The following is a 24255-nucleotide window of genomic DNA, read 5'->3' as shown; positions in this document are numbered from 1 at the left end:
GATGAGTGCGCGCGCAGATTTTGAGGAACAGAATGGTGAGGGCGGGCGCCAGCTCGTCTTCACCGGCAGTCTGTCGATCTCGCAGATAGGCGATCTCTCCCGCCGCCTGCGTGATGTTCCGGACGTTTCGGTGCTGGATATCTCCGCTATCGAGCATCTGGACACCGTGGGGGCATGGCTGCTCGTGCGCACGGCGCGCGACAATGATGCCGAGATTACAGGCGGCGACGCCGACGCGCAGCAACTGATCGAGGAAGTGCGACGGGCTGATGAGCCGGTCGAACTGAAGCGTGAGCATGGACCGCCCTTCCAGGCCATGCTGGCCGAAGTGGGTGAGGCGACCATCGTCGGCATCACCAGCTTCATCGGGTTGATCGGCTTCTTCGGGCAGACGGTGGTCTCCATGGGGCGGCTGCTGATGCATCCCAGCCGCATCCGCTGGCACGCCTTGATCCAGCGGTTCGATGTCGTGGGCGTGCGCGCCCTGGGCATTGTCGGGCTGATGAGCTTCCTGATCGGGGTGGTCATCGCGCAGCAGGGCGCGGTGCAACTGCGCGCGTTCGGCGCGGAGATCTTCACCATCAATCTGGTCGGCCGCCTCACCCTGCGTGAGCTGGGAGTGCTGATGACGGCCATCATGGTCGCGGGCCGATCGGGCAGTGCCTTTGCCGCGCAGATCGGCACGATGAAGCTGACCGAGGAAGTGGACGCGATGCGCACCATCGGCGTCTCTCCAACCGAAGCGCTCGTATTGCCCCGTGTGATCGCCACCATTCTCATGATGCCGCTGCTGACGATCTATGCCTCGATCATCGCGATCGTGGGCGGTGGTCTGCTGTGCTGGATCGGCCTCGACATTCCGCCCTCCACTTTCGTTTCGCGCCTGCGTGAAGTGACGCCGATTACCGATCTGTGGATCGCGCTGATCAAGGCGCCGGTGTTCGGCGCGATCGTGGCGATATCGGGCTGCTATCAGGGGCTGCAGGTGGAAAATGATGCCGAGCAGGTGGGGCTAAAGACCACGGCAGCCGTGGTGCAGGCCATCTTCATGGTGATCGTGCTCGACGCCTTTTTCGCGGTCTTCTTCAGCGCATTGGGCTGGGTATGACACGCGCCACCTCTCGCATTCCGGAAACCGTAATCAAGGTGCGCGGGCTGAGGAACAGCTTCGGCAACCAGGTGATCCACGAGGGGCTGGATCTGGACGTGTGCCGCGGCGAGATCCTCGGCGTGGTCGGTGGATCGGGCACCGGCAAGTCGGTGTTGATGCGCTCTATCATCGGCCTGCAGAACCCCGATGCCGGGTCGATCCAGGTGTTCGGCCACAATATGCTGGGCGAAGACGAAGGCGATGTGCAGGAAGAAGGCACCGAGGCGCAGGACGTGCGCAAGCGCTGGGGCGTTCTGTTCCAGGGCGGCGCGCTGTTCTCCACGCTGACGGTGGCGGAAAATGTGCAAGTGCCCCTGCGCGAATTCTACCCGGACTTCACGCCGCGCCTGCTGGACGAACTGGCGCGCTACAAGATCAATCTGGTCGGGCTTCCTGCTGAATCGGCCAATAAATATCCGTCCGAACTGTCGGGCGGCATGAAGAAGCGCGCCGGTCTTGCGCGGGCGCTGGCGATGGACCCCGATCTATTGTTTCTGGATGAACCCACGGCCGGGCTGGACCCGATCGGCGCGGCGAAGTTCGATGAGCTGACCAAGAGCCTGCAGGACACCTTGGGCTTTACCGTTTTCCTGATCACCCATGATCTGGATACGCTCCATGCGATCTGCGATCGGGTGGCGGTGCTGGCTGACCGGAAGGTTATCGCCAAGGGCACGATCGATGAACTGATCCAGCTGGATCATGAATGGATCACCGAATATTTCACCGGACCGCGCGGGCGCGCCGCAACCGGTGCCAGTGAGCAGAATGCGCGCATGAAGCGGAATGAACAGAAGGCGATAGACAGCGCCTTGGACGGCAAGGCATAAGGCACAGGCGATGGAAACCAAATCCAATAATGTACTGGTTGGCGCGGTCACGCTGCTGCTGGTGACTGCTGCGGTGATCCTGATCATCTGGCTGGCCCGTTTCGGCGAAGGTGACCGCAAGGAGTATGACATCTTCTTCAAAAGCTCGGTGAGCGGTCTGGCGACCGGATCGGGCGTGGCCTATTCCGGCGTGCCCGTGGGCCAGGTGAAGGCGATCAGGCTGTGGGAAAACGATCCCGAGTTCGTGCGCGTGCGCATCTCGGTCGATGACGCCGTGCCGATCCTGCAGGGCACGATGGCCACGATCAGCAGCATCGGCTTTACCGGCGTCTCGGAGATTCAGTTGAGCGGCGCGGCCAAGGGCGCCCCGCCGATCGTCGAGGAAGGGCCGGAGGGTGTTCCCGTCATTCCCACCAAGCCCGGTGCGCTGGGCGAATTGTTGAACAATGCGCCGCTGCTGGTCGAGCGACTGTCGACCCTGACCGAGCGGCTCAGCCAGCTATTGTCTGAAGACAATCAGGAAAGCTTCTCGCAGTTGCTGAACAATGTGGAATCCATTTCGGCCAGTTTCGCCCAGCAGGCACCGGAGTTGAACGCGGCGCTCAAGGATGCCCGTGTGGCCATTGCGCAGGCAGGCGACGCTGCAGAGCAGCTGGGCAATCTGGCCAACAGCACGGACAAGCTGGTGAACAGCGACGGGCAACAGATCGCCGCCGAGCTGCGCAAGACGATGGCGTCTGCCCAGCGCAGCATGGAGGCCCTGGAAGACACTGTGACGGCAGCCAAGCCCGGTGTGACCACCTTCTCCGAGCAGACATTGCCGGAAGTGAACACGCTGGTGCGCGATTTGCGGGCCACCACCAAGTCGCTCAAGAATCTGACCGAGCAGGTCGAGCAGGGCGGTGCGGGATCGCTCATCTCCTCGCAGCCATTGCCGGACTATGAACCCAAATGAGGATGCCCATGAAAGCTTTACGCCTAGCCGCCGTCCTCGCGCCGGCCGTTCTCCTCTCGGGTTGCATCAGCTTTGGCCCGGATGCACCGCCGTTCCTGCTCACGTTGACACCGGACCAGGCGGTGCAGGCCGGCACGGTGCGGACGGGCAACCCCGTCAACGCACTGATCGTCAATGTGCCGAGCACGCCGCAGACGCTGAATGTCACGCGGATTCCGGTCACCAGCGGCAGCGGCACCGTTACCTATCTGACCGACGCCAACTGGACCGACAAACCGGCGCGGCTGTTCAAGAACCTGCTCGTCGAAACCATCTCGGCGCGCGGCAGACTGGTGCTGAACGAAGAGGCCGCCAGCGGCAAATCGCAGGACATTCTGGCAGGCGAGCTCGTCCGTTTCGGCATCGACGAGCCGAGCCGTCAGGCCATCGTCACCTTCGATGCGGTCCGGCAGCTGCCGGGCGACCGGGTCGAGACGCAACGGTTCAGCGCCACGCGGCCGGTCTATGAGATCAAGCCGGGGCCAGCCGGCGAAGCGTTGAACGGTGCCGCCAACGAGGTGGCCCAGGCCGTCGCCAGCTGGATCGCCGGCTAGGCGGCCCCAGGATCTTCCGGCCCGAACCCTTCAGGCCGGGTCCAGTCCGCCGCGCTGATGGCGAGCACCCGGAAAAGCTCTCCCATCTCCTGCGGGTCCGTCAGCCGTCGCAGCGCGGCCTCGACATCGGCGGCCTTGTCGGGAGCGTTCCTCACCAAGGCTTGCGCTCTGGCTTCAATGCCCATCGCGCGCAAAAAGTCTCCCTGACCCACAGGTCCCGAAACCCGAAGCCCAGCCGCGCTGCCGATATGGGCGAGCTCGTGGAAGCTGACATGCGCCGTCAGATCCGCCGTTCCCGGCGCCTCGAAGAGTGATGCTGGTCGGTGGTTCTTGACCGCCTGCAGCGTCTCGCCAACGCCCAGGGCGTCATAGCCATAGTCGATGATCAGCAGCGCGCCGCCCTGCGCCTCGATCCGCCGGGCCAGTGCGTACAGGATGGCGGCGGCATCCGGCGCATGTTCGAAGACGGTGCCGATCGGTGCCGCGCGCACGTCTGCCGGGATCAGCGGATCGACCGGCTGTTCGCCAGCGATCAGCGAGAAGCTGCCGGCGCTATCGAGTGTCACCATGCGTTCGCGCCATCCGCCGGCCGTCTTGACCATCTGGCGTATCGGTAGCGCATCGAAGAACTCATTGGCCACCACCAGGAGTGGCCCATGCTGCGGCAGATCGTCCACGCCGTCATAGAAGCGGGCCTTGGGCACCGCCGCGGTCTGCCGCGCGCGCAGCACCGGGCTGGTCTCGATAAACGCTACCTCAGGCGCAAATCCGAACGCCGCCGTAGAGCGCAGCGCATCGGCTGCCAGCGTTCCACGCCCTGGGCCAAGCTCGACATAGCAGCTATCGGCCGGCTTTTGCGCACGCATCCAGAGATCGGCAATCCACAAGCCGACGAGTTCGCCGAACATCTGGCTGATTTCCGGCGCTGTGACAAAGTCGCCATCTGCTCCAAAGGGGTCGGACGCAGCATAATAGACGGCGTTTGCGCGCCGCATATAGTCCGCCATGCCGATGGGGCCGGAAGCCTTGATCTGCCGCCGTAGCTGATCGGATAGCGTTACGCCGTCAGGCAACGCTGTCCTGTCCCGCAATCGGTTCGATCCGCTGGCGGCGGCCTTTGGCTGTCAGTACCAGATACAGACCGATCAGGATCATCGGAATGGTTAGCCACTGGCCCATGCTGAGGCCGGTTCGCTGCGCAAAGTCCAGCAATTGCGCATCCGGCTGGCGGAAGAATTCGACAAAAAAGCGCGAGGCACCGTAAACGATGGCCGTGGTCCCCATCAGCAAACCGGGTTTGTATCGCGCCTGGCTTTTCCAGAAGAGCAGCCACAGAATCGCAAACAGCAGCAGGCCTTCCAGCCCCGCCTCGTATAACTGGCTGGGATGGCGGGGCACACCGTCCCCGGTCGGAAAGATCATGGCCCAAGGCACATCGGTCGCCCGGCCCCACAGCTCGCCATTCACGAAATTGGCAAGCCGACCGAAAAACAGGCCGAAGGGAATGCAGCAGGCGATATAGTCGCAGATGCGCAGGAATTGCAGCTTGTGCACGCGTGAAAAGATGAAGATCGCCACGATGGTGCCGAGCGCGCCACCATGCAGCGACATGCCCCCCTCCCACACTTTGAACATATCCAGCGGATTGTTCATGAGGCTGGGCTGATAGAACAGGATATATCCGATCCGTCCGCCGAGAATGATACCGAGGGTAGCGTAGAAGATCATATCGTCGGCATGCCGGCGCGCCATCGGGGCGCCTGGGGCGTCGACCAGCTTGGTGAGATACCAATAGCCGATCAGGATGCCTGCCAGATAGGCAAGCGAATACCAGCGTAGCTGAAAAAACCCCAGATCCAGTGCAACCGGATCGAGGCCAAGCTCGCTGTAATTGAGATAGCTGCCAGCTTCGGCAAGCATCGATAGCATGGGCTCTTTCCCCCGGAGCGGTTCGGCTTCATATAGAGGGAAAGCTCAAGAGGCCAATAGGAGAGAATTGCAATGCCCAGTGAACTGGACCGCCAGATCGAAGCCGCTTTCGAGGGGATGTCCCAACCTGGGGGCATGCTCGAAACGCAGGATTTCGTGAAAAACGGCGTGGCGCTTCCAACCATCGCGAGAGCGCCCGCAACGCTGGCGGACTATATCGGCCATTTCTGCAATCAGAATAAAGATGCCGAGTTTCTGGTCGATGGCGATCTACGCATGACCTTTGGCGAAGCCTATGCTGCGGCGCGGACATTGGCAGGCGGTCTGATCGCGAACAAAGGCATCGAAGTTGGCGACCGCGTCGGCATCGGCGCGCGCAATTCCGCCAACTGGGTGGTGGCCTATATGGGCATTCTAATGGCCGGGGGCGTGGCAACCCTGCTCAACGGCTGGTGGCAGGGCAGCGAATTTGCCGAGGCGATTGCGTTGGTCGACTGCAAGCTGGTGCTGGCAGATCCCAAGCGCGCCGCCCGTTTGGAAGGGCATGATATCGGCCGCACCGAACTGTTCGTTTACGACAATGCCAAGCCGCCACTGGAGGCGTTTGCGGACCTTATCGGCGGCGCGGCTGCGGAAATGCCGCTGCCGGTGCTGACGGGCGATGACAAGGCGACGATCCTCTTCACATCCGGCTCTACCGGTCGTTCCAAGGGGGCCTGGTCCACCCACCGGGCCGTGGTGCAGGCCACCATGAACTATGTCGGCGCCACGCTCGTCCTGCTGCAACTGGCCACGGCGCGTGGTGAGGCGCCCAAATATCCGCCCAGCACCTTGATGAACGTGCCGCTGTTCCACGTCACCGCGGAAGTGCCGATGCTGCTGCAAGGCTTTGCCCTTGGCCGCAAGCTGGTGCTGATGCGCAAATGGGATGCGGAGGAGGCAATGCGCCTTATAGAGCGCGAACGGATAACCTATTTCACCGGCGTGCCGCTCATGAGCATTGAGCTGGCGACCCATCCCAAGCGCGATGATTATGATCTGTCCAGCTGCACGGTGATGGCGGCCGGTGGTGCGCCGCGGCCGACCGAGCATGTCAGCAAGATCAAGGCGATGATGAAGGATGGTGGGCCTGGTCTGGGTTATGGCCTGACCGAAACCAATGGCGTGGGCTGCGCGAACTTTTCCGACAATTATATCGAAAAACCCGAAAGCACGGGCACGCCGACGCCGCCGGTGGTTGAGCTGGCCATTCTGGACGATGACGGCAACCATCTTCCGCAGGGCGACCGCGGCGAAATCTGCATTCGATCGGTCGCCAATTTCGAAGGCTATTGGAACAATGAAGAGGCGACGCGGGAGGCGTATACCGATGATCTTTTCTTCCGCACCGGTGACATCGGTTATGTCGATCCGGACGGCTACCTTTATATTGTCGATCGCAAGAAGGACATCATCATCCGGGGCGGTGAAAATATTGCCTGCACCGAGGTGGAGGCGGCCGCCTACGAACATGACGACGTGGTCGAGCTGTCGGTCTTCGGAATTCAGGACGATCATTATGGCGAAGTCGTCGGCATGATCTATCTGGCGCGTGAAGAGGCCGATCTATCGCCCGACAATCTGAAGGCGTTTCTTGGCGAGCGTTTGGCCAAGTTCAAGGTGCCCGCCTTTATCTGGCAGGCCGATGGGCCGCTGCCGCGTCTCGGCACGCAGAAGATCGATCGCAAGACGCTGCGCAGCGAATATAACGCCAAGGTAGCCGCCAAGGCCGCTTGAGCTAAGACGGACGGTCGGATCGTTTGAGATTGCGCAGCATGCAACCCATATCGGGCCTATGAAGCCTCTACGCGACAAATTCGACGGTCAACGGGCCATCATCAACCGCCGCGCGCTGGCGGAGACGATCGACACGATCATTGCCGAGCATGATGGCTCGGACGCACGCCCGGCCATCCGCACGCTTCTTCAGAAGGCGTTGGCGGATGGCCGGGCGGAAATAGCCAGTCGCCTGGAAGCCGAGCCGACCGAGGGGCACCGCCGCGCGGCGGAACAGGCGCATCTGATCGATCAGCTGATCCGGTTGATCTATGATTATGTCACCGGCCATCTCCATCCTATCGGCAATGCCTCGCGCAGCGAGCGGCTCTCGCTTCATGCCGTCGGCGGCTATGGGCGCGGGGAAATGGCGTCGCACAGCGATGTCGATCTTGCCTTTATCACGCCGTACAAACGGACCGGCTGGACCGAGCAGGTGGTGGAGGCGGTGCTGTACCTGCTCTGGGACCTCGGCCTGAAGGTCGGGCATTCCAGTCGCTCGCTCGATGAAATGGTGAAGCTGGCGCGTGACGATATCACGATCCGCACGTCCTTGCTGGAGGCGCGGTTCATCTGGGGAGACCGCGCGCTCTATGATGAAGCCGCGTCGCGTTTCTGGAATGATGTGGTGGCGGGCACCGTGCCGAATTTCATCGCGCAAAAGATCGAGGAGCGGGACGAACGCCATCGGCGCATGGGCGACAGCCGTTACGTGGTCGAGCCCAATGTAAAGGAAGGCAAGGGCGGCCTGCGGGATCTTCAGACGCTCTACTGGATCGGCAAATATATGTACCGCGTCCAGCGCGGTGTCGAACTGGTGGCCAAGGGGCTATTCACGCGCAGCGAATATCGCAAATTCCGCCGCGCCGAGAATTTCCTCTGGGCGGTGCGCTGTCATCTGCACACCATCACCAATCGTCCGGAAGACCGGCTGACCTTCGATCTGCAGCGGGAGGTGGCCGAGCGCATGGGCTATGGCGACCGGGCGGGCGCATCATCGGTCGAGCGGTTCATGAAATTCTATTTCACCAACGCCAAGACGGTGGGCGATCTTACCGGCCTGTTTCTCAGCCATCTGGAAGAAGCGCAGGCCAAGCGCTTGCATCACCGCTTCACGCGTCGCCCGAAATTGCTGAAAAAACTCAATGGTTTTCAGCTGGATCAGGACCGCATCGCTATTCCGGATGATGCTTTCTTCCAAGATGATCCGGTGCGGCTGATCGAGATGTTTTCGCTGGCGGACCGGTTCGGCTACGAAGTGCATCCTCTGGCAATGCGCGCGGCACGGCGCGATGCCAAAAGCATCAATCATGAGGTGCGCAAGGATCCGCGCGCCAACGACCTGTTCCTCAGCGTACTGAGTTCCCCGCGCGATCCCGCCAAGGTGCTGCGGTGGATGAACGAAGCGACGGTGTTCGGCCGGTTCGTGCCGGAATTCGGCAGGGTCGTGGCGCAGATGCAGTTCGACATGTATCATCATTATACCGTGGATGAGCATACGATTCGGGCCATTGGCCTGCTGTCCGACATCGAGAGCGGCAGACTGGCGGACGATCACCCGCTGGCAACGGACATGTTGCCGAAGCTCAAGCACCGGCGCGTGCTGTATGTGGCAACCCTGCTGCATGATATCGCCAAAGGGCGCGGCGGGGACCATAGTGTTCTGGGGGCGGAGATCGCCTTGAAACTATGCCCGCGTCTGGGTCTCGGCGAATCCGAAACAGAACTGGTCAGCTGGCTGGTGCGCTATCATCTTTTGATGAGCGCGACGGCGTTCAAGCGCGATCTGGCGGATTACAAGACCATCGCGGACTTTACCGATCAGGTGCAGTCGGTCGAGCGCCTGAAGCTGCTTATCCTGCTGACCATTGTCGATATTCGCGCTGTCGGTCCGGGTGTCTGGAACAGCTGGAAACGCCAGCTTTTGGGAGATCTTTATACGTCCGCCGAAGAATTGATGCGGCTGGGCCACAAGGCGCACGGGCGTGCCGAGCGAATTGAGGACAGCAAGGCTGCCCTGCGCGGCGCGCTGGATATCTCCGACGCCGCGTTCGACGAACTGGCCGACCGGTTTCCCGATGCCTATTGGATCGCCGAGCCGGACGACATCGTCCTGCGCAACGCGCGCGATCTGCTGGCCGCAGGCGATGCGCCGCTATCGATCGACGCCTGTTTCTATCCGGAGCGGGGGGCGACGCTCATATCGGTCTATGCAGCCGATCATGCTGGCCTGTTCTACCGGATCGTCGGCGCCATTCATCTGGCCGGCGCCTCGGTGATCGACGCGCGGGTACACACCACGACCGATGGCATGGCGATGGATAATTTTCTGGTGCAGGACCCTCATGGCCGTCCGTTCCGCGATGAAGGCCAGATCCAGCGCCTGCGAGAGGCAATCGTCGAAGCGCTGACCAGCCGGGCGCGGATGGCGGCGCAGCTGGAACAACGGCCGATGCCATTTGCGCGCGCCGACGCTTTCGTGGTCGCGCCGTTCGTTGTCAGCGACAATGACGCGTCCAACCGTTTCACGGTGATTGAGGTCAATGCCCGGGACCGCCCGGCGCTGCTCAACAGCCTTGCCCAGGCTCTTTTTCGCTCCAAGGCCGTAATCCGGAGCGCCCATATCATGACCTATGGCGAGCGCGCGGTGGATACATTCTATGTCACCGACTTGCTTGGCGACAAGATCACGGGGCCGCAGCGCCTGAAGACATTGGAAGGGCGGTTGCTCGAGGCGGCGAAGGGCGAACTGGACGAAGCGCTGCAGGTCGCCTGAGCGCCGCTGCCCACGCCCTTGCGGTCTTACAGCTGGTGGCCCGACCGGTCCCGCTTGGTGTCGAGATATCGCAGGTTGAACGCATTGGCCGAAATCTTGATCGGCAAGCGCTCCTCCACAGCTATGCCCGCCTGCTCCAGACCCATGACCTTTTTCGGATTGTTGGTAAGCAGCCGCACCCGATCGACGTCGAGCAAGGTCAACATGCGTGCGGCGACGGCAAAATCGCGCATGTCGTCGGCAAAGCCGAGGCGGCGATTGGCATCCACCGTGTCGAATCCCTGATCCTGCAGATTATAGGCACGCAGCTTGTTGACCAGGCCGATGCCGCGGCCCTCCTGCCGCAGATATAGCAGGATGCCCCAACCGGCGCCCTCCATCCGGTGCACAGCCTCATGAAGCTGCGGGCCGCAATCGCATTTGAGCGAGCCGAACACATCGCCGGTCAGGCATTCGCTGTGCAGCCGAACCAGCGGGGGTTCGTTGCCCCGCGCTCCGACGATGAGCGCAACATGCTCCCGTGCATCAGATTCGGCGCGGAAGACGACGATCTGGCTGTCTGGCGCATCGGCCACCGGCAGCGCCGCGCGTGCGGCAATGCGCAGGCTGCCAGGATCACGATAGGCGGCGATATCTGCTTTGGTCGTGTCGACGTCAGCCGTCCCATCCGGCTCAATCAGGACGGCCGGCAGAAGCCCGGCGAACCGGGTCAAATCGATGGCGCCAGCCGCGGCGGCGGGATGGTCCAGCGGCAGGGCGGTAAAGGGGCCCTTGAAGGGGTTTGCAAGATCCAGCGCGGGATCGGCCACGGCCAGGGCGCTGACCGGGGTGAGCGTTTCCGGCGTCCGGATCAGCACCGGCAGGCTGGCCTGCGCCGCCGCACGCTGATTGGTGATCTTCAGGGTTTCGGCGCGTTCGGCCGATATCAGCAGGCAGGCATCGGCGCTGATCGCGCCCTCGAACAGGGTCTCCACGGCACGCACCACATAGCCACCGCCGTCGCCGCCGGTCACGCGCACCGACCAGCCCCGGCGCAGCGCATCGATGGCGCTGGCCGCACGGCGGCCCTGTCCAGCCTCGCTCAAAGGCGAAATTCCGTGACGATGGGGATATGATCGGACGGCCGCTCCCAGCCACGGCACGATTCATGCACCTGATGCGTCGCGGCATGGTCCTTCAGGTCTTGCGTCACCCACATATGGTCCAGTCGCCGCCCCCGATCCGATTTCGCATAGTCCCGCGCGCGGTAGCTCCACCAGGTATACAGACGCTCGGGCGCGGCATGGAAGTGCCGACCGAGGTCGACCCAGTTGCCTGCAGCCTTCAGGCGGTCCAGTGTCTCCACCTCGATCGGAGTGTGGCTGACCACCTTCAACAGCTGTTTGTGGCTCCAGACGTCGCTTTCCAGCGGCGCAACATTGAAATCGCCGGTGAGGATCGTCGGGTGCTCCAGCGAACCGGACCAGGCGATCATTCGCTCCAGAAAATCGAGCTTCTGGCCGAATTTCGGGTTTTCCTCGCGGTCCGGTATATCGCCGCCAGCGGGCACATAGACATTCTCCAGCCGCCAGCCATTGGGCAGACGCACGCCCAGATGGCGCGCTTCGCCATTGTTCTGCCAGTCGAGCCGATCGTCCTGGGTGAGGGGGATTTTGCTGATGATGCAGACGCCGTGATGCATCGGCTGGCCGTGGAGCATGATGTGATCATAGCCCAATGCCCTGAACGGCGCTGCGGGGAACTGATCGTCGACCACCTTGGTCTCTTGCAGGCAAAGGATGTCCGGCGCCTCATCCCGCAGGAAGCGTTCCACGCTGTCCATGCGGGCGCGCACGCTGTTGATGTTCCACGAGGCGATGCTGATGCTGTCTGGCATGATGCCGACTTAGGTGAGCGTCCGCCAAAACCCAAGAGCGGAAAAGCATGGGCGCCAGGCAAGGCGGGCGGCGCACAAAGCAAAACCCCCATCCCGGGGGCAAAAAGGGATGGGGGCCAAGCTTGCGTTCGTCACGCTTTGTCAGAAACAGCCGATAAGGAAACGGGCAACAGGGGGGAACCCGCTCGACCGACTGCCTCTGTAAGCACTTTCTACCGCCAATCAGATGAGCGCAGAATGAACGATCCGGTCATCGATGCACTTCTTCCACCACCTGTGGCATATGGCGCACGCTCTATCGGCGGGATTTCTTGCGCGGGTCGTTCCAGCGGAAACTGTTGTCCGATACCGGCGCGTTGAACTTCTGGTTGCGCAGCCGGACCGTGGTGCGGTTGTTCTGCGAATCCAGCGCTACCCAGCTGTCGAGCTTCAGACCGCCGGGTGCAGCAGCGTTACGCACGAAGATCATGCTCAGCAGCCCATATTCCGGATGCTTCGGATCCTTCACATCGACGCGCACGACATTCCCATTGCCGGTGTCGATCACCTTGCCGAACTTGGCGAGATTGTTGTCGGGATCAAGCAACGCGGACAGCGGACTGTTAGCGATCGGCCAGCGTTGCACCTGATTGACCTCATAATCGATCATGGTGAGCGCTTTGCCGTCCGCCACGATGAGCAGCGGCACACCCTTCTGATACTGGAAACGGATGCGTCCCGGTCGCTTGAGCGTCAGTTTGCCGGTGAGGGTCTGACCGGCGCGGTCGCTCTGCGTAAAATCGGCGGTCATGGTGTTGGCCGCCTTCAGATGCGCGCCGACCTTCTGCAGATCGGGGCTGGACGCGGGTGCAGCGACGGCTGCGGGGGCCAGGCTCACCGCCATCGGTGCCATCGCGGCGGCGGCGGCAAAGGCAATCATTTTGCGAACCATGGGAGAACTCCTGCTATTATTGGAGATTGGTAATGGGCCAGAGGCATTGAATATCGACTGAACCCTGCCGCCGGTTCCCGTTCATCGGCATGCGTGCGTCTTGGCGTCAGCCCTGTTCCCCGAAGGCATCCCGCAGGACTTCACGGCGACCGACATGATTGGGCGCGGACACCAGGCCTTCATCTTCCATACGTTCGATCAACCGCGCAGCGCTGTTATAGCCCACACGCAACTGCCGCTGCAGCCAGCTGGTCGAGGCTTTCTGGCTTTCGAACACCAGCTGGCAGGCCTTGCGATATTGCGCATCCTCAGCGCTGTCTTCCGGTCCGATGCCATCGAGCGCGAAGCCACCATCTTCCGGCTCTTCGGTCACCGACTGGATATAGTCCGGCTGGCCCTGAGCACGCCAGTGATCGGCCACGCGGCGCACTTCGTCATCGGACACGAACGGGCCGTGGATACGCGTCACCTGCTTGCCACCGGCCATATACAGCATGTCGCCCTTGCCCAGCAGCTGTTCGGCACCCTGTTCGCCCAGGATGGTGCGCGAATCGATCTTCGAGGTGACATGGAAGCTGATGCGGGTCGGCAGATTGGCCTTGATCACGCCGGTGATGACATCGACCGACGGGCGCTGCGTGGCCATGATCAGGTGAATGCCCGCCGCGCGCGCCTTCTGCGCCAGCCGCTGGATCAGGAACTCGACTTCCTTGCCCGCGGTCATCATCAGATCCGCCAGCTCGTCGACGATTACGACAATCTGCGGCATCTCCTCATATTCCAGCTGCTCTTCCTCATATTCCGGCTGTCCGGTCGCCGGATCATATCCGATCTGGACCTTGCGGCCGAGCGGCGCGCCCTTGGCCTTGGCGGCGCGCACCTTTTCGTTGAAATTGGCGAGATTTCGGACGGACAGGCTTGCCATCATGCGATAGCGGTCCTCCATCTGCTCCACCGCCCATTTCAGCGCCCGGACAGCCTTGGCCGGCTCGGTCACCACGGGGGAGAGGAGATGCGGGATATCGTCATAGGTGCTGAGTTCCAGCATCTTTGGATCGATCATGATCATGCGGCACTGGTCCGGGGTCAGCCGGTACAGCAGCGACAGGATCATGCAGTTCAGGCCCACCGACTTGCCGGACCCGGTGGTGCCGGCCACCAGCAGATGCGGCATGGGGGACAGATCGGCCACCACGGGATCGCCGGAAATATTCTTGCCCAATATGATCGGCAGATTGCCGGATTGCTCGGCAAAGGCGCTGGACTGGATCATTTCCTGCAGAACCACCGCCTCGCGCGTCTTGTTCGGCAGTTCGATGCCCAGAATGGCCCGCCCCGGCACGGTGGAAACGCGCGCCGACAGCGCGGACATGTTGCGGGCAATATCCTCGGCCAGCGACACGACGCGCGCCGCCTTAGTACCCGGCGCGGGGTCCAGCTCGTACATCGTCACGACAGGACCGGGACGCACCGCCTTGATCTCGCCATGCACCCGGAAATCCTCCAGCACGGATTCCAGCAGGCGCGCATTGCGTTCCAACGCCGCCTTGTCGAGCTTGGGCGCTTCATTGGGCGGTGGCGGATCGAGCAGATCGACCGATGGCAGCGAATAAGGCCCGAAGAAATCACCCTGCCGCGCATTGGTGAGGGTGGCCTTGGCGGGGGACAATTTGCGATCGGCAATTTCCGGCGGTGGCCGGTCGTCCGGTTTTACCTGCGGGCGCGGCGCGGCAGGGGAGATCGGCGGTGTCGCCTCGTCCGGCGCGCGCTCGCGCACCAGCGCGTCCGCTGTGGCCTCGTCCTCATCGCCGTCATCGCGCATGGCGCGGCGCAGCGTCGGAAATTTGACCGAGGGGATGCGCAGTAACGGACGGTCCAGCTCAAGCGATAGCACCACGCAGGTCAGTCCGGTCAGTAAGGTGGCAGCGATCAGCAGGAACCGCAAAAAGCCATGCCAGCCCTCGCCAGTCATGCCGATCAACAGCTCCGCCCCGTTGTTGAGCAGCAGCGAAGGCACACCGCCCCAGCCTGCCGGCAAGCCGACTTCGGCTGCGCGGCCTGCATAGCCGATGGCAAAAGCCGTCAGCAGGATACCGAGCAGACAGAGCAGGATCTGGCGCAGCCAGTTGGGCTGGGGCACATCCCGCCACAAACGCCGGGTGATAACGGCCCCCAAGGGCGCCAGAAAGATCGCGGCGATGCCAAAAACGGTCAGCACCCCATCGGCCAAAAAGGCCCCGGTCTGGCCGAACCAGTTATGCGGCGCGCCTGCGGCATCCGTATTGAAAGCATTGTCGGCCGCCGAATAGCTCAGCAGCGAAATGGTATAGATGGTGGTGAACAGGGCCAGCAGAGCGGCACCGATCAGCCCCGCCGAGCGCGCAATGCTGGCGCGCATCAGCACCTGCCATTCGGCCTCTTTCGGCTTTCCCGCCCGGCTCGCCATGTGTCTGTTCCCCTTTTGAAGCCGCTCTTTTGCGCCAGCGGAAGAGTCCGCGTCAAGCACCGCGGCAATTGCACTCGATGGTGAAGGGATTACATGATGGGCTAGGTTCCAGGCGGGAGACGAGCATGGCGGAAGCGGCAATCATATTGGGTGGCGGGCTGATCGGCCTGACGCAGGCGCTGGCTCTGGCGGCGCAGGGCGTGGCCACCCATGTCGTCGAGCGCTTCGATCCGGAAGCCATGGCGACACGTGGCTTCGACGGCCGCACCTCGGCCATATCAAGTTCGAGCATGGCGATGCTGGAGGCGATCGGCCTTGGCCCGCATCTGACGGGCACGGGCTGCGCCATTGAGACGATCAAGGTGCTCGACCATCTGCGGCCCGGCGGCCTCGATTTCCAGTCTGAACGGCCCGGCGATGCGCTGGGCACCATGTACGAGAATCATCTGTTGCGCCGCACCCTCTTCGATTCGGCAAAGGCCAGCGATCGGATTACGCTGCATCTGGGGCAGGATGTCGTTGCGCGTCGGTTCGATGGCGGCACCGCGCAGGTTGAGCTGGCCGATGGATCGGTGCTGGCCGCACCGCTTCTGATCGCGGCGGAGGGGCGCGGCAGCGAAACGCGTGAACAGCTGGGGATCACCCCGGCGCGCTGGCAATATGATCACAGCGCCATGGTCAGCGCGGTCTATCATGAGAAGCCGCACGATAACGTGGCCTATGAAATCTTTTACAGCACGGGGCCTTTTGCCCTGCTGCCGATGCTGGATTCGGACGATGGCCGTCATCGCTCGGCCATTGTCTGGTCCGTTCCTCGTGACCAGGCACCGGGTTACATGAAGCTGTCGGATCGCGGTTTCGCGGCCGAGCTGGATAAGGCCAGCGGCGGCGCGCTGGGCACTATCAGCATGGCCGCACCGCGCAGCAGCTATCCACTCGGTTTTCATCACAGCGCCCGAGTGACCGACCAGCGTATCGTGTTGATCGGCGATGCCGGCCACGGGATACATCCGATTGCCGGGCAAGGTCTCAATCTTGGCTTTCGCGATGTTGCGGCGCTCACCGAAGTGCTGGTCGATGGCATGCGCCTGGGGATGGACCCGGGCGATGCGCAGCTGCTGGCGCGGTATGAGCGCTGGCGCGGCCTCGATACGTTGATGGTGGCGATGGCGACGGACGGACTCAACCGCCTGTTCGGTATCCCGGGCAAGCCAGCGTCCGCCGTGCGCCGGTTCGGCATGGGGCTGGTGGCGCGTGCCAAGCCGTTGCAGGGCTTTTTCATGGATGAAGCCCGCGGCACGAGCGGTGCCATGCCCAAGCTTCTGCAAGGTATCCCGGTCTGAAACAAAAAACGCCGCCCGATCGAAGCCGGGCGGCGTACATGCCTGTGCTTGCTGAGGGGATCAGCGAACGGCGTTTACATCCTGCTGCGTCACTGGCGTGATGCGGATTTCCACGCGGCGATTGGCAGCCCGGCCTTCCTCGGTCGCGTTGCTCGCCTTCGGCTGGCTTTCGCCATAACCCAGGGTGGCCATGCGCGCGCGGGTCACGCCCTGCGTGCTGAGATAGCTCGCCACCGCGTCTGCCCGGCGCTCGGACAACGCCTGATTGTAGCTGTCGCTGCCGGTGGAATCGGTGTGGCCCAGAACATCGATATAGGTATTGGGATATTCGTTCAGCGTGGTCGCCACCTGGCTCAGCGTGTTGCGGAACTGCGCGTCGATATTGGAGCTGTCGACCGCGAAGGTGATCGAGCTGGGCAGATCCAAAACCAGATTGTCACCGTCGCGAATCACGTCCACGCCGGTGCCGGCGGTCTGCTCGCGCAGCTTTTGTTCCTGCTTGTCCATGTAGAGGCCGACGCCGCCACCAGCCACGGCACCAAGGCCGGCACCGATGATCTTGGCCGTGCGGTCGTTGCGGCCACCAACCAGATCGCCGAGCAGATAGCCGCCCAGCGCGCCGACGCCAGCACCGATGGCGGAACGATAAGCAAATTCCTTTTCGCCGGTATTGGGGTTGGTTACGCAGGCGGAAAGCGTTAGCGCAGCCGCCGATGCGGTGGCAATGAAGGCGTGGGAACGGTTGAGTTTCATCTTCGATCTCCTGAATTGCTTCGACAAACGATCTGCCGGGGCCATTGTGTCGGTCGAGACGAACAGAAATATGTCCGTGATCACGGCTGGTTGAGCAAATGTTGCAGGCAGGAAACGGAAGCTCCGAAAAATGGTTCCAGATACGCAATGACTTCCATGACCCCCTTTCCCTGGTCTGACCTGGCGATCATTCTTGCGCTAGTGTTGCTGAACGGCGTCTTCGCGATGAGCGAGCTGGCGATTGTCTCGGCCAGCCGGAACCGCCTTTCCAGTCTGGCCGATCGCGGCAGCAAGGGGGCGAAGGCGGCCGTCCGTCTCAGCAACGATCCCGGCAAGTTCCTGTCGACGGTTCAGATCGGCATAACCCTGATCGGTATTATCAACGGTGCCTATTCCGGCGCCAGCCTGGGCGGGCCGGTGGCCGAAAGGATAATCCTTTTGGGGGTCGATCCGGAATTGGCCCAGACACTGGGCTTCGGCGCGGTGATCGGGATCACGACCTATCTTTCCCTGGTGATCGGCGAGCTGGTGCCCAAGCAGATCGCCCTGGTGGCGCCGGAGAAGTTCGCAGCGATCATCGCGCTGCCGATGGAATGGCTGGCCCGGCTGACCGCGCCCATCGTGTGGCTGCTCGACAACAGCAGTGCGTTGATCTTCCGCATGATCGGTTTGCGGCGCGATTCGCGCAAGGCGCTGTCGGCGGAAGAGCTGCAGATGATCTTTGCCGAAGCCCATCAGTCCGGCGTGATCGAGGAACATGAGCGCGCCGTCATCAGCGGCGTGGTGCGCCTGGCCGATCGCCCGGTGCGCGAGGTGATGACCCCGCGCACGGATATCGATTGGCTGCCGGCCAACGCCACCGCAGCCGATGTGCGGTCGAAATTGCTGGAATCGTCGCATACCCGCCTGCCGGTGGCGGAGGAATCCATCGATAATATCCTGGGCGTCGTTCAGGCGCGCGATATCGTATCTGCGCAGTTCCGGGGGCAGCCGATCGATCTGCGACAGCTGATGCGCCGCGCCGAAATCGTGCCCGATCAGCTGGATGCCATGGATGCACTGGAAATCCTGCGCAAGGCCGAGGTGCCGATGGTGCTGGTGCATGACGAATATGGGCATTTCGAAGGGATCGTGACGCCCAACGATCTGCTCAGCAGCATTGCCGGAGAGTTCGAGTCCGACAAGGAGGATGGTGACACCCCGTCGATCATCGAGCGCAAGGACGGCAGCTTGCTGGTGTCCGGCGCCCTGCCTGCTGACAGCCTTGCCGAACGGCTGGATATCGATCTGCCGGAAGACCGGGATTATGCCACGGCCGCCGGTCATGCGCTCTACATTCTGCGCCATCTGCCCGAAGAGGGCGAGATTTTCGAGGATCAGGGCTGGCGGTTCGAGGTTATCGACATGGATGGCCGCAAGATCGACAAGCTGCTGGTCAGCCTGATGGAATAAGAAAGGGCGGCGTCACCGACGCCGCCCTTTTTCATGCTCTTGTCCGATTGATCGTTTGGCGCGGCTTATTTGCCGAGCGACCCATATTTAGCTTCGAACCCGGCCTTGTCGCCAGCGTTCAGCAGCTGGGCCTGGTCGATCCAGTTGTCCCGCTGGATCCGGCCCTTGAACGTGCCCAGCTGGTCGTCGATGCGCGCGACATCGGCGTCGCTCCAGCCAGCAATCTGTGCATAGCTGGTGATGCCCAATTCCTTGAGGCGGTCATTGAGCTTGGGGCCGACACCTTTCAGCTGCAAAAGATCGTCGCTGCCTTCTGAGGATGTCGTGACCGGTGCGGCTGGGGCCGGGGCGGGCGCTGGAGCCGGCGTGGGCGCGGCAGGGGGCGTTGTTTCTGCCACCGGTGCTGGCGCGGCTGCTGGCGCCGGGACCGCTGCCGGCGTTGCGGTTACGGGTACATCCTGTGCCTTTGGCTCCACTGGCACATCCGCGACGTCCGGCGCAGGCGTTTCGTCGTCAGCAACGACCTCGGTCGTGCCGGACATGTCTGCCGTCTCATGCGACAGCACGTCACCGCCCTCATGCGCGGCATGGTCATGGGCAACATCCAGATGCGCGCCGGATGATTTGCGGCGCGTGGAGAAGAACAGCAGAATGATCGCGGCAATTGCCACGATGATGACGAAGAAAATGGCATATTCTACGAAGAAGTGCAGCATGAAGCAGGCCCCTGAAAATCATTGTTGTTCGCGGCAATAGCGCGCCCGCGGGCTGATCGCCAGACTCTTGCCATTGCGCCGTTCCGCTGTCCCGGGACAAGCGGCGCGGTACTCGGAAAGGTCAGGCGGTTAATCCAGCTTCGCGGGCCACCTCGCGCCAGCCGATATCCCGGCGGCAGAAGCCCGTCGGGAAATGGATCGCGTCGACTCCGTCATAGGCCAGCCGCTGCGCCTCTCCCACCGATCCGCCGGTGGCGGTCACCGCCAGCACCCGGCCGCCGCTGGCAACCAAATGATTGCCATCGCGCGCGGTTCCGGCGTGAAATACGGTTGCCCCCCGATCGGCCGCGCGATCCAGCCCGGAAATGACGCCCCCCTTGTCCGGCGTGTTGGGATAGCCATTGGCCGCCATGATGACGGTCAACGCCGTGATATCGTCGAACCGGGGCGCAGCGGCATCCGCCAGCTCCCTTTTGGCCGTGGCGAGCATCAATGCAGCCAGATCGCCCTGATAGCGCAGCATCAATACCTGGCATTCCGGATCGCCGAACCGGCAATTATATTCGATCAGCTGGGGCCCCTGATCGGTCAGCATCAGCCCGGCATAGAGCACGCCGGAATAGGGCATGCCTTCCGCCTTCATCGTGGCCACCGTCGGTTCGATGATGCGTTCCATGACCTGCCTGGTCAGTTCGGACGTCAGCACCGGCGCGGGGCTATAGGCACCCATGCCGCCAGTATTGGGGCCGGTATCGCCATCGCCGACGCGTTTATGATCCTGCGCGCTGCCGAACGGCACGACCGTTTCGCCATCCGTGATCGCGAAAAAGCTCGCTTCCTCTCCTTGCATGAAGGCCTCGATCACGATTTCTTGCCCTGCCGCGCCAAAGCCGCCGGCAAACATATTGGCGATGGCCTGCTGTGCCTCATCTGCCGTTTGGGCGATGATGACGCCCTTGCCCGCGGCCAGCCCATCGGCTTTTATGACCACCGGCAGATCGAAATCATCAAGGGCGGCCAGTGCATCGGCCTCCCGATCGCAGCGCAGATAGGCGGCGGTAGGGATAGCGGCACGGTCGCACAGCGCCTTGGTAAAGGCTTTCGATCCCTCGAGCTGTGCGGCGGCCCGCGAAGGGCCGAACACCGCAATATCCTCTCGCCGCAGGCTGTCGGCCAGCCCATCGACCAAGGGCGCTTCGGGGCCGATCACCACCAAGGCGATATCTTCGCTCCGGCAAAAGGCGATCACCGCGTCATGATCACTAGCATCCAGCGTCACGCAGGCCGCGCATTCGGCAATGCCGGGATTGCCCGGCGCCGCGAACAATTTGCGAAGGCTCGGGCTTTGTGCCAATTTCCAGGCCAGCGCATGTTCGCGCCCCCCTCCGCCCAGCAGCAGGATATTCATGGCGATACGCCCCCAGATGGATGAAACCGGACGCTTGCTAGCCGATGTGCCCAAGGGCGACAACGCCCCGCCTTTTTCGGTCAGCGAATTATCGTCCTCGCTCAAGCGCACGGTCGAGGATCGCTTCGGCCATGTCCGGGTGCGCGGTGAGATTTCCGGGTGGAAGCGCGCGGCGTCGGGCCACTGCTATCTGACCTTGAAGGATGACAAGGCGACCCTGGACACCGTCCTCTGGAAAGGAAGCGCGGCCAAGCTGGCGTTCGACGCGCAGGACGGCGTGGAGGTGATCGCCACCGGTAAGCTCACCACCTATCCCGGTCGTTCCAAATATCAGCTGGTGGCCGATTCGCTGGAGCTGGCGGGCGAGGGCGCGCTGATGCAGCTGCTGGAAAAGCTGAAGGCCAAGCTGGCGGGCGAGGGGCTGTTTGCAGCTGAGCGCAAACGAGCTCTGCCCTTCATCCCCCGGCGCATCGGGGTGGTGACATCGCCCACCGGCGCGGTGATCCGCGATATTCTGCACCGCCTGTCCGATCGGTTCCCCAGCGAGGTGCTGGTCTGGCCCGTGCAGGTGCAGGGTGACAAGGCCGCCGGGCTGGTGGCCAATGCCATTGCCGGCTTTAACGCGATGGAAGACGGCGAGCGGCCCGATCTGCTGATCGTGGCGCGGGGCGGTGGATCGATCGAGGATCTGTGGGCCTTCAATGAAGAAGTTGTGGTGCGCGCCATCGCCGGGTCCTCCATCCCGGTGATCAGCGCGGTGGGCCATGAAACCGACACGACCCTGTCGGATTATGCCGCCGATCGACGGGCGCCGACGCCCACGGCAGCTGCGGAAATCGCCGTGCCGGTGCGCGGCGAGTTGCTGGCGCATGTGGCGCAGCAGGGTGTGCGCATGCAGACCGCGCTGTCCCGACGGGTGGAGCAGGCCGCAGAACGCCTAGAGGCGCAGCGCCGTCTGCTCGCCGATCCGCGTGCGATGGTGGATCAGCGCGGACAGCGCGTGGATGATTTGGGCGAGCGGCTCGGCGTGGCGCTCGGTGCGCGGGCGGACCGCGCTGCCAAGGCGCTGGCCGAGAAGTCCGGTGTCCTGCGGCCTTCGCTGCTCGAGCAGCGCCTGACGGCCGCCACCGAGCGACTGGCGCGCGCCGCCCCCAATGTCGCCCTGCTGGATCGCCTTCATCAACGCGGCGCCGAACGGTTCAACGGGCTGTCCCGCCTGCTGGAGCAGCTCGATCCCGATCGGCCGCTTGATCGCGGGTTCGCCAGACTGACAGGCGTGGATGGCCTGGTCATCACCAGCGCCGCCGCCGCGCGCAAGGCGGGCACGTTTTCTGTGAAATTCGCGGACGGCGCTTTGGGCGCGATCGCCACCGACAGCCCGCCAAAAAAGCCACGGGCGCGGAAGGAAGCCCCCGATCCAGCCTTGAAACAGGAAACGCTCTTCTGATCTTGAACGCAATGCTGTTAAACAGCGCCCTAGTCATCACGCGATAGAAAGCTGCCTCATGTTGTCGCCCACCAGCCGCCCCGCCCGCCTGCATTATATGGCCAATAATTTCCGTCTCCTGTCACCGGGCGATCATGTGCTGTGCGCCGTGACCGGCGTGCCGATCTCGCTGGAGGAGCTGCGCTACTGGAGCGTCGAGCGGCAGGAACCCTATGCCACGGCCGAGATTTCCACAGGCGCAATGGCACCCAAATGATCCGGGCAATGGGCTTTGTCCTGCTGACTGGCGTGGCGCTCATGTCCTGCGTCGCCGAAGGCGGGCCACCCGTATCCGTCGATACGCAGGAAACGGCTATCCGGCCCCAGGCCGATACGGCTCCGTCCGCGCGCGCCACCGGCACGACTGGCACTACGGAACCGGCATCCAGCGAATCGAAACGCGTCGACTTCTGGTTCGAAGGCGTACCCGTCCAAGGCGCCCTCCTGACAGGCCGTGTCCCCAGCGATACGGTGTCGCTCCAGTTCGAGGGCGAGCACATCGAACTGGGAGATGACGGCTTCTTCATCGTGGGGCTCGATCGTGATTCGCCCGCTGAGGTTACCCTTGTGGCGAAGCTGAAGGACGGCGGCGCGATCGAACGCCGACTGTCCGTAGCGCCGGGAGACTGGAAGCTGGAGCATATCAACGCGCCCTACCGCGCTGGCGTCAGCAGCGCGGCTTTCCAGGAACGCCGCGGCGCGGAACTGGCGCAAATCGTCGCCAGCCGCGGCAAGAATGTACAAAGCGACGGCTGGCGGCAGGATTTCATCTGGCCCGTCACCGGGCGGCAGTCCGGCTTCTTCGGATCGCAGCGGGTCTATCAAGGAAAGCCCGGCAGCTATCATGGCGGCGCGGACATCGCCGTCCCCACCGGCACTGTCTTCGTGGCTCCTGCTGACGGCGTGGTGACCCTGGCGGCCCGTGACGAATTTACGCTGGAAGGGAAGCTGATCATCATGGATCACGGCCACGGCCTCAACAGCGCCTTCCTCCACGCCTCCGCCATCCTGGTGAACGAAGGCGATCGCGTGCGCCAGGGCCAGCCCATCGGCCAAGTAGGCCAATCCGGCCGCGCCACCGGCCCCCATTTGCATTGGGGCCTGAAGTGGAACGACGCACGCATCGACCCGCTGTTGGTGGCGGGGGCGGTGAGTTGAGGCTACTCTACTCGGCGCACGCGAACTCCAGGCTGGCCGTTAACCCTTGCAAAATAAGTGCCAAGAGAACCCCGCCTTATTTTCACTTTTTGACCAGTCTTAGGAGATAGGACAAGCTTGCCATCAACTTGTTCCCAACGGGCTCCCGTCTCCAACTCCATTAACCAGTAGCCATAGCCAATCTTTCGAGCACTCTGAATAGTGCTTTCAATCTCCGCGAAATCCTGGTCGCTGCCATCATTTGAAAAAAGATCAATCTTAGGTAGCGAGAAGCCAAAAAGACCGCGTTTTGTTTCGCGCAGCGTTTCTTTATCAGCTACAACGACGTCCTTGTTTAATGCTGCCGCTTCCAAGAGTGCGACCCGTTCGTCATAACAGGCAAGGCGCTCTTCATCTGATTGGATGGTCTGGCAGGCAAAGGTGGAAGATAGCTGTTCGGGCACCCTTTGTGCGGGAATGTCCTGCGCCCGCAGCTGTGACGGAGCCAAAATAAGCGCGGCATAAAGTGTGGCAGAAGCGGTAAATTTTTGGATCATGCTATGTTTCCGATAACATTGTGCGGGACAATCCAGTCTCTGGCTCATAAAATTTGCGAAGGAAAGCCACGCAGCCATCTTATGTTGCTAAAAAGCGACAGC

The 24255-nt window shown here is 62.6% G+C and carries 21 protein-coding genes; 11 read left to right on the top strand and 10 right to left on the bottom strand.

Annotated features, from left to right (window positions below):
* The first annotated feature begins 1 nt into the window (after position 1).
* Genes G410_RS0108580 through G410_RS0108565 form a run of 4 tightly spaced genes read left to right on the top strand, consistent with a single transcriptional unit; the run spans position 2 to position 3528 of the window.
* On the top strand, positions 2 to 1108 hold the full coding sequence (locus tag G410_RS0108580; protein WP_022673245.1) for an MlaE family ABC transporter permease: 1107 nt from the start codon (positions 2 to 4) through the stop codon (positions 1106 to 1108).
* On the top strand, positions 1105 to 1980 hold the full coding sequence (locus G410_RS0108575) for an ABC transporter ATP-binding protein (RefSeq protein WP_022673244.1): 876 nt from the start codon (positions 1105 to 1107) through the stop codon (positions 1978 to 1980). The genes G410_RS0108580 and G410_RS0108575 overlap by 4 nt, the downstream gene beginning before the upstream one ends.
* Positions 1981 to 1990: 10 nt before the next feature.
* Positions 1991 to 2935: an MlaD family protein gene (locus G410_RS0108570; protein WP_022673243.1), complete on the top strand. Its 945-nt coding sequence runs from the start codon at positions 1991 to 1993 to the stop codon at positions 2933 to 2935.
* Between the two features lie 8 nt (positions 2936 to 2943).
* Entirely contained in the window at positions 2944 to 3528 is a 585-nt protein-coding gene (locus G410_RS0108565; protein WP_022673242.1) for an ABC-type transport auxiliary lipoprotein family protein, read from the top strand.
* Here G410_RS0108565 and G410_RS0108560 read toward each other — a convergent pair.
* Both G410_RS0108560 and lgt read right to left on the bottom strand, forming a co-directional pair.
* A complete protein-coding gene (locus G410_RS0108560; protein WP_022673241.1) occupies positions 3525 to 4601 on the bottom strand; it encodes a class I SAM-dependent methyltransferase in 1077 nt (358 codons plus the stop codon). The genes G410_RS0108565 and G410_RS0108560 overlap by 4 nt on opposite strands.
* Positions 4594 to 5457, bottom strand: a complete 864-nt coding sequence (gene lgt / locus G410_RS0108555) for a prolipoprotein diacylglyceryl transferase (RefSeq protein ID WP_022673240.1) — start codon at positions 5455 to 5457, stop codon at positions 4594 to 4596. The genes G410_RS0108560 and lgt overlap by 8 nt, the downstream gene beginning before the upstream one ends.
* A 72-nt stretch (positions 5458 to 5529) precedes the next feature.
* Between lgt and G410_RS0108550 the strand changes: the two genes are divergently transcribed.
* On the top strand, positions 5530 to 7233 hold the full coding sequence (locus G410_RS0108550; protein WP_022673239.1) for a class I adenylate-forming enzyme family protein: 1704 nt from the start codon (positions 5530 to 5532) through the stop codon (positions 7231 to 7233).
* A 58-nt stretch (positions 7234 to 7291) separates the two neighbouring features.
* Entirely contained in the window at positions 7292 to 10048 is a 2757-nt protein-coding gene (locus G410_RS0108545) for a [protein-PII] uridylyltransferase (protein ID WP_022673238.1), read from the top strand.
* 26 nt (positions 10049 to 10074) lie between these two features.
* Here G410_RS0108545 and ribA read toward each other — a convergent pair whose 3' ends face one another.
* The 4 genes from ribA to G410_RS0108525 all read right to left on the bottom strand — a co-directional run bounded on the left by ribA (position 10075) and on the right by G410_RS0108525 (position 15301).
* Positions 10075 to 11133, bottom strand: a complete 1059-nt coding sequence (gene ribA / locus G410_RS0108540; protein WP_022673237.1) for a GTP cyclohydrolase II — start codon at positions 11131 to 11133, stop codon at positions 10075 to 10077.
* The gene (gene xth, locus G410_RS0108535) at positions 11130 to 11924 is read right to left on the bottom strand and encodes an exodeoxyribonuclease III (protein WP_022673236.1); all 795 of its coding nucleotides are present in this window, start codon (positions 11922 to 11924) and stop codon (positions 11130 to 11132) included. Before xth ends, ribA begins: the two co-directional genes overlap by 4 nt.
* A 295-nt stretch (positions 11925 to 12219) precedes the next feature.
* Entirely contained in the window at positions 12220 to 12855 is a 636-nt protein-coding gene (locus tag G410_RS0108530; RefSeq protein WP_022673235.1) for a LolA family protein, read from the bottom strand.
* Positions 12856 to 12961: 106 nt separating this feature from the next.
* Positions 12962 to 15301, bottom strand: coding sequence for a DNA translocase FtsK (locus tag G410_RS0108525; protein WP_022673234.1), 2340 nt, complete (start codon positions 15299 to 15301; stop codon positions 12962 to 12964).
* Between the two features lie 125 nt (positions 15302 to 15426).
* On the opposite strand from G410_RS0108525, the gene G410_RS0108520 reads away from it, so the two are divergent.
* The gene (locus G410_RS0108520; RefSeq protein ID WP_022673233.1) at positions 15427 to 16644 is read left to right on the top strand and encodes an FAD-dependent monooxygenase; all 1218 of its coding nucleotides are present in this window, start codon (positions 15427 to 15429) and stop codon (positions 16642 to 16644) included.
* Positions 16645 to 16704: 60 nt separating this feature from the next.
* Here the strand turns inward: G410_RS0108520 and G410_RS0108515 are convergent, their stop codons facing one another.
* Positions 16705 to 17397: a YiaD family glycine zipper/OmpA-like lipoprotein gene (locus G410_RS0108515; protein ID WP_022673232.1), complete on the bottom strand. Its 693-nt coding sequence runs from the start codon at positions 17395 to 17397 to the stop codon at positions 16705 to 16707.
* A gap of 147 nt (positions 17398 to 17544) precedes the next feature.
* Here G410_RS0108515 and G410_RS0108510 point away from each other — a divergent pair, with 147 nt between their 5' ends.
* The gene (locus G410_RS0108510) at positions 17545 to 18849 is read left to right on the top strand and encodes a hemolysin family protein (RefSeq protein WP_028971247.1); all 1305 of its coding nucleotides are present in this window, start codon (positions 17545 to 17547) and stop codon (positions 18847 to 18849) included.
* Between the two features lie 65 nt (positions 18850 to 18914).
* On the opposite strand, the gene G410_RS0108505 is transcribed toward G410_RS0108510, so the two are convergent.
* Together G410_RS0108505 and purD are read right to left on the bottom strand one after the other, a co-directional pair.
* The gene (locus G410_RS0108505) at positions 18915 to 19565 is read right to left on the bottom strand and encodes a hypothetical protein (protein ID WP_022673230.1); all 651 of its coding nucleotides are present in this window, start codon (positions 19563 to 19565) and stop codon (positions 18915 to 18917) included.
* Between the two features lie 121 nt (positions 19566 to 19686).
* Positions 19687 to 20973 (bottom strand): phosphoribosylamine--glycine ligase, encoded by a 1287-nt coding sequence (gene purD, locus G410_RS0108500; RefSeq protein WP_022673229.1) that lies wholly within the window; start codon positions 20971 to 20973, stop codon positions 19687 to 19689.
* Here purD and xseA point away from each other — a divergent pair.
* From xseA to G410_RS16155, 3 genes are read left to right on the top strand one after another with little or no spacing between them, the layout of a single operon-like run.
* On the top strand, positions 20972 to 22420 hold the full coding sequence (gene xseA / locus G410_RS0108495) for an exodeoxyribonuclease VII large subunit (RefSeq protein ID WP_028971246.1): 1449 nt from the start codon (positions 20972 to 20974) through the stop codon (positions 22418 to 22420). The two genes, purD and xseA, sit on opposite strands and share 2 nt — an antisense overlap.
* 58 nt (positions 22421 to 22478) lie before the next feature.
* The gene (locus tag G410_RS0108490; protein ID WP_022673227.1) at positions 22479 to 22676 is read left to right on the top strand and encodes a DUF2093 domain-containing protein; all 198 of its coding nucleotides are present in this window, start codon (positions 22479 to 22481) and stop codon (positions 22674 to 22676) included.
* A complete protein-coding gene (locus G410_RS16155; protein WP_051137244.1) occupies positions 22673 to 23617 on the top strand; it encodes a M23 family metallopeptidase in 945 nt (314 codons plus the stop codon). Before G410_RS0108490 ends, G410_RS16155 begins: the two co-directional genes overlap by 4 nt.
* A 2-nt stretch (positions 23618 to 23619) precedes the next feature.
* On the opposite strand, the gene G410_RS0108480 is transcribed toward G410_RS16155, so the two are convergent.
* Positions 23620 to 24153, bottom strand: a complete 534-nt coding sequence (locus tag G410_RS0108480) for a hypothetical protein (RefSeq protein WP_022673225.1) — start codon at positions 24151 to 24153, stop codon at positions 23620 to 23622.
* Positions 24154 to 24255: the final 102 nt, after the last annotated feature.

Origin of the sequence: Novosphingopyxis baekryungensis DSM 16222 (assembly GCF_000420305.1) — a bacterium.
Classification (GTDB): Bacteria; Pseudomonadota; Alphaproteobacteria; order Sphingomonadales; family Sphingomonadaceae; genus Novosphingopyxis; species Novosphingopyxis baekryungensis.
Note: the sequence above shows the minus strand (reverse complement) of the source record. Positions and strands in the feature narration are given on the sequence as shown.

Bases quoted from the DNA above. Each gene is read 5' to 3' on its own strand.
- G410_RS0108490 (WP_022673227.1), top strand. From the start codon at position 22,479: ATGTTGTCGCCCACCAGCCGCCCCGCCCGCCTGCATTATATGGCCAAT.
- G410_RS0108545 (WP_022673238.1), top strand. From the start codon at position 7,292: ATGAAGCCTCTACGCGACAAATTCGACGGTCAACGGGCCATCATCAAC.
- G410_RS0108515 (WP_022673232.1), bottom strand. From the start codon at position 17,397: ATGAAACTCAACCGTTCCCACGCCTTCATTGCCACCGCATCGGCGGCT.
- purD (WP_022673229.1), bottom strand. From the start codon at position 20,973: ATGAATATCCTGCTGCTGGGCGGAGGGGGGCGCGAACATGCGCTGGCC.
- xseA (WP_028971246.1), top strand. From the start codon at position 20,972: ATGGCGATACGCCCCCAGATGGATGAAACCGGACGCTTGCTAGCCGAT.
- lgt (WP_022673240.1), bottom strand. From the start codon at position 5,457: ATGCTATCGATGCTTGCCGAAGCTGGCAGCTATCTCAATTACAGCGAG.
- G410_RS0108580 (WP_022673245.1), top strand. From the start codon at position 2: ATGAGTGCGCGCGCAGATTTTGAGGAACAGAATGGTGAGGGCGGGCGC.
- xth (WP_022673236.1), bottom strand. From the start codon at position 11,924: ATGCCAGACAGCATCAGCATCGCCTCGTGGAACATCAACAGCGTGCGC.
- G410_RS0108550 (WP_022673239.1), top strand. From the start codon at position 5,530: ATGCCCAGTGAACTGGACCGCCAGATCGAAGCCGCTTTCGAGGGGATG.
- G410_RS0108510 (WP_028971247.1), top strand. From the start codon at position 17,545: ATGACTTCCATGACCCCCTTTCCCTGGTCTGACCTGGCGATCATTCTT.
- G410_RS0108505 (WP_022673230.1), bottom strand. From the start codon at position 19,565: ATGCTGCACTTCTTCGTAGAATATGCCATTTTCTTCGTCATCATCGTG.
- G410_RS0108565 (WP_022673242.1), top strand. From the start codon at position 2,944: ATGAAAGCTTTACGCCTAGCCGCCGTCCTCGCGCCGGCCGTTCTCCTC.
- G410_RS0108575 (WP_022673244.1), top strand. From the start codon at position 1,105: ATGACACGCGCCACCTCTCGCATTCCGGAAACCGTAATCAAGGTGCGC.
- G410_RS0108520 (WP_022673233.1), top strand. From the start codon at position 15,427: ATGGCGGAAGCGGCAATCATATTGGGTGGCGGGCTGATCGGCCTGACG.
- G410_RS0108530 (WP_022673235.1), bottom strand. From the start codon at position 12,855: ATGGTTCGCAAAATGATTGCCTTTGCCGCCGCCGCCGCGATGGCACCG.
- G410_RS0108480 (WP_022673225.1), bottom strand. From the start codon at position 24,153: ATGATCCAAAAATTTACCGCTTCTGCCACACTTTATGCCGCGCTTATT.
- G410_RS0108570 (WP_022673243.1), top strand. From the start codon at position 1,991: ATGGAAACCAAATCCAATAATGTACTGGTTGGCGCGGTCACGCTGCTG.
- G410_RS16155 (WP_051137244.1), top strand. From the start codon at position 22,673: ATGATCCGGGCAATGGGCTTTGTCCTGCTGACTGGCGTGGCGCTCATG.
- G410_RS0108525 (WP_022673234.1), bottom strand. From the start codon at position 15,301: ATGGCGAGCCGGGCGGGAAAGCCGAAAGAGGCCGAATGGCAGGTGCTG.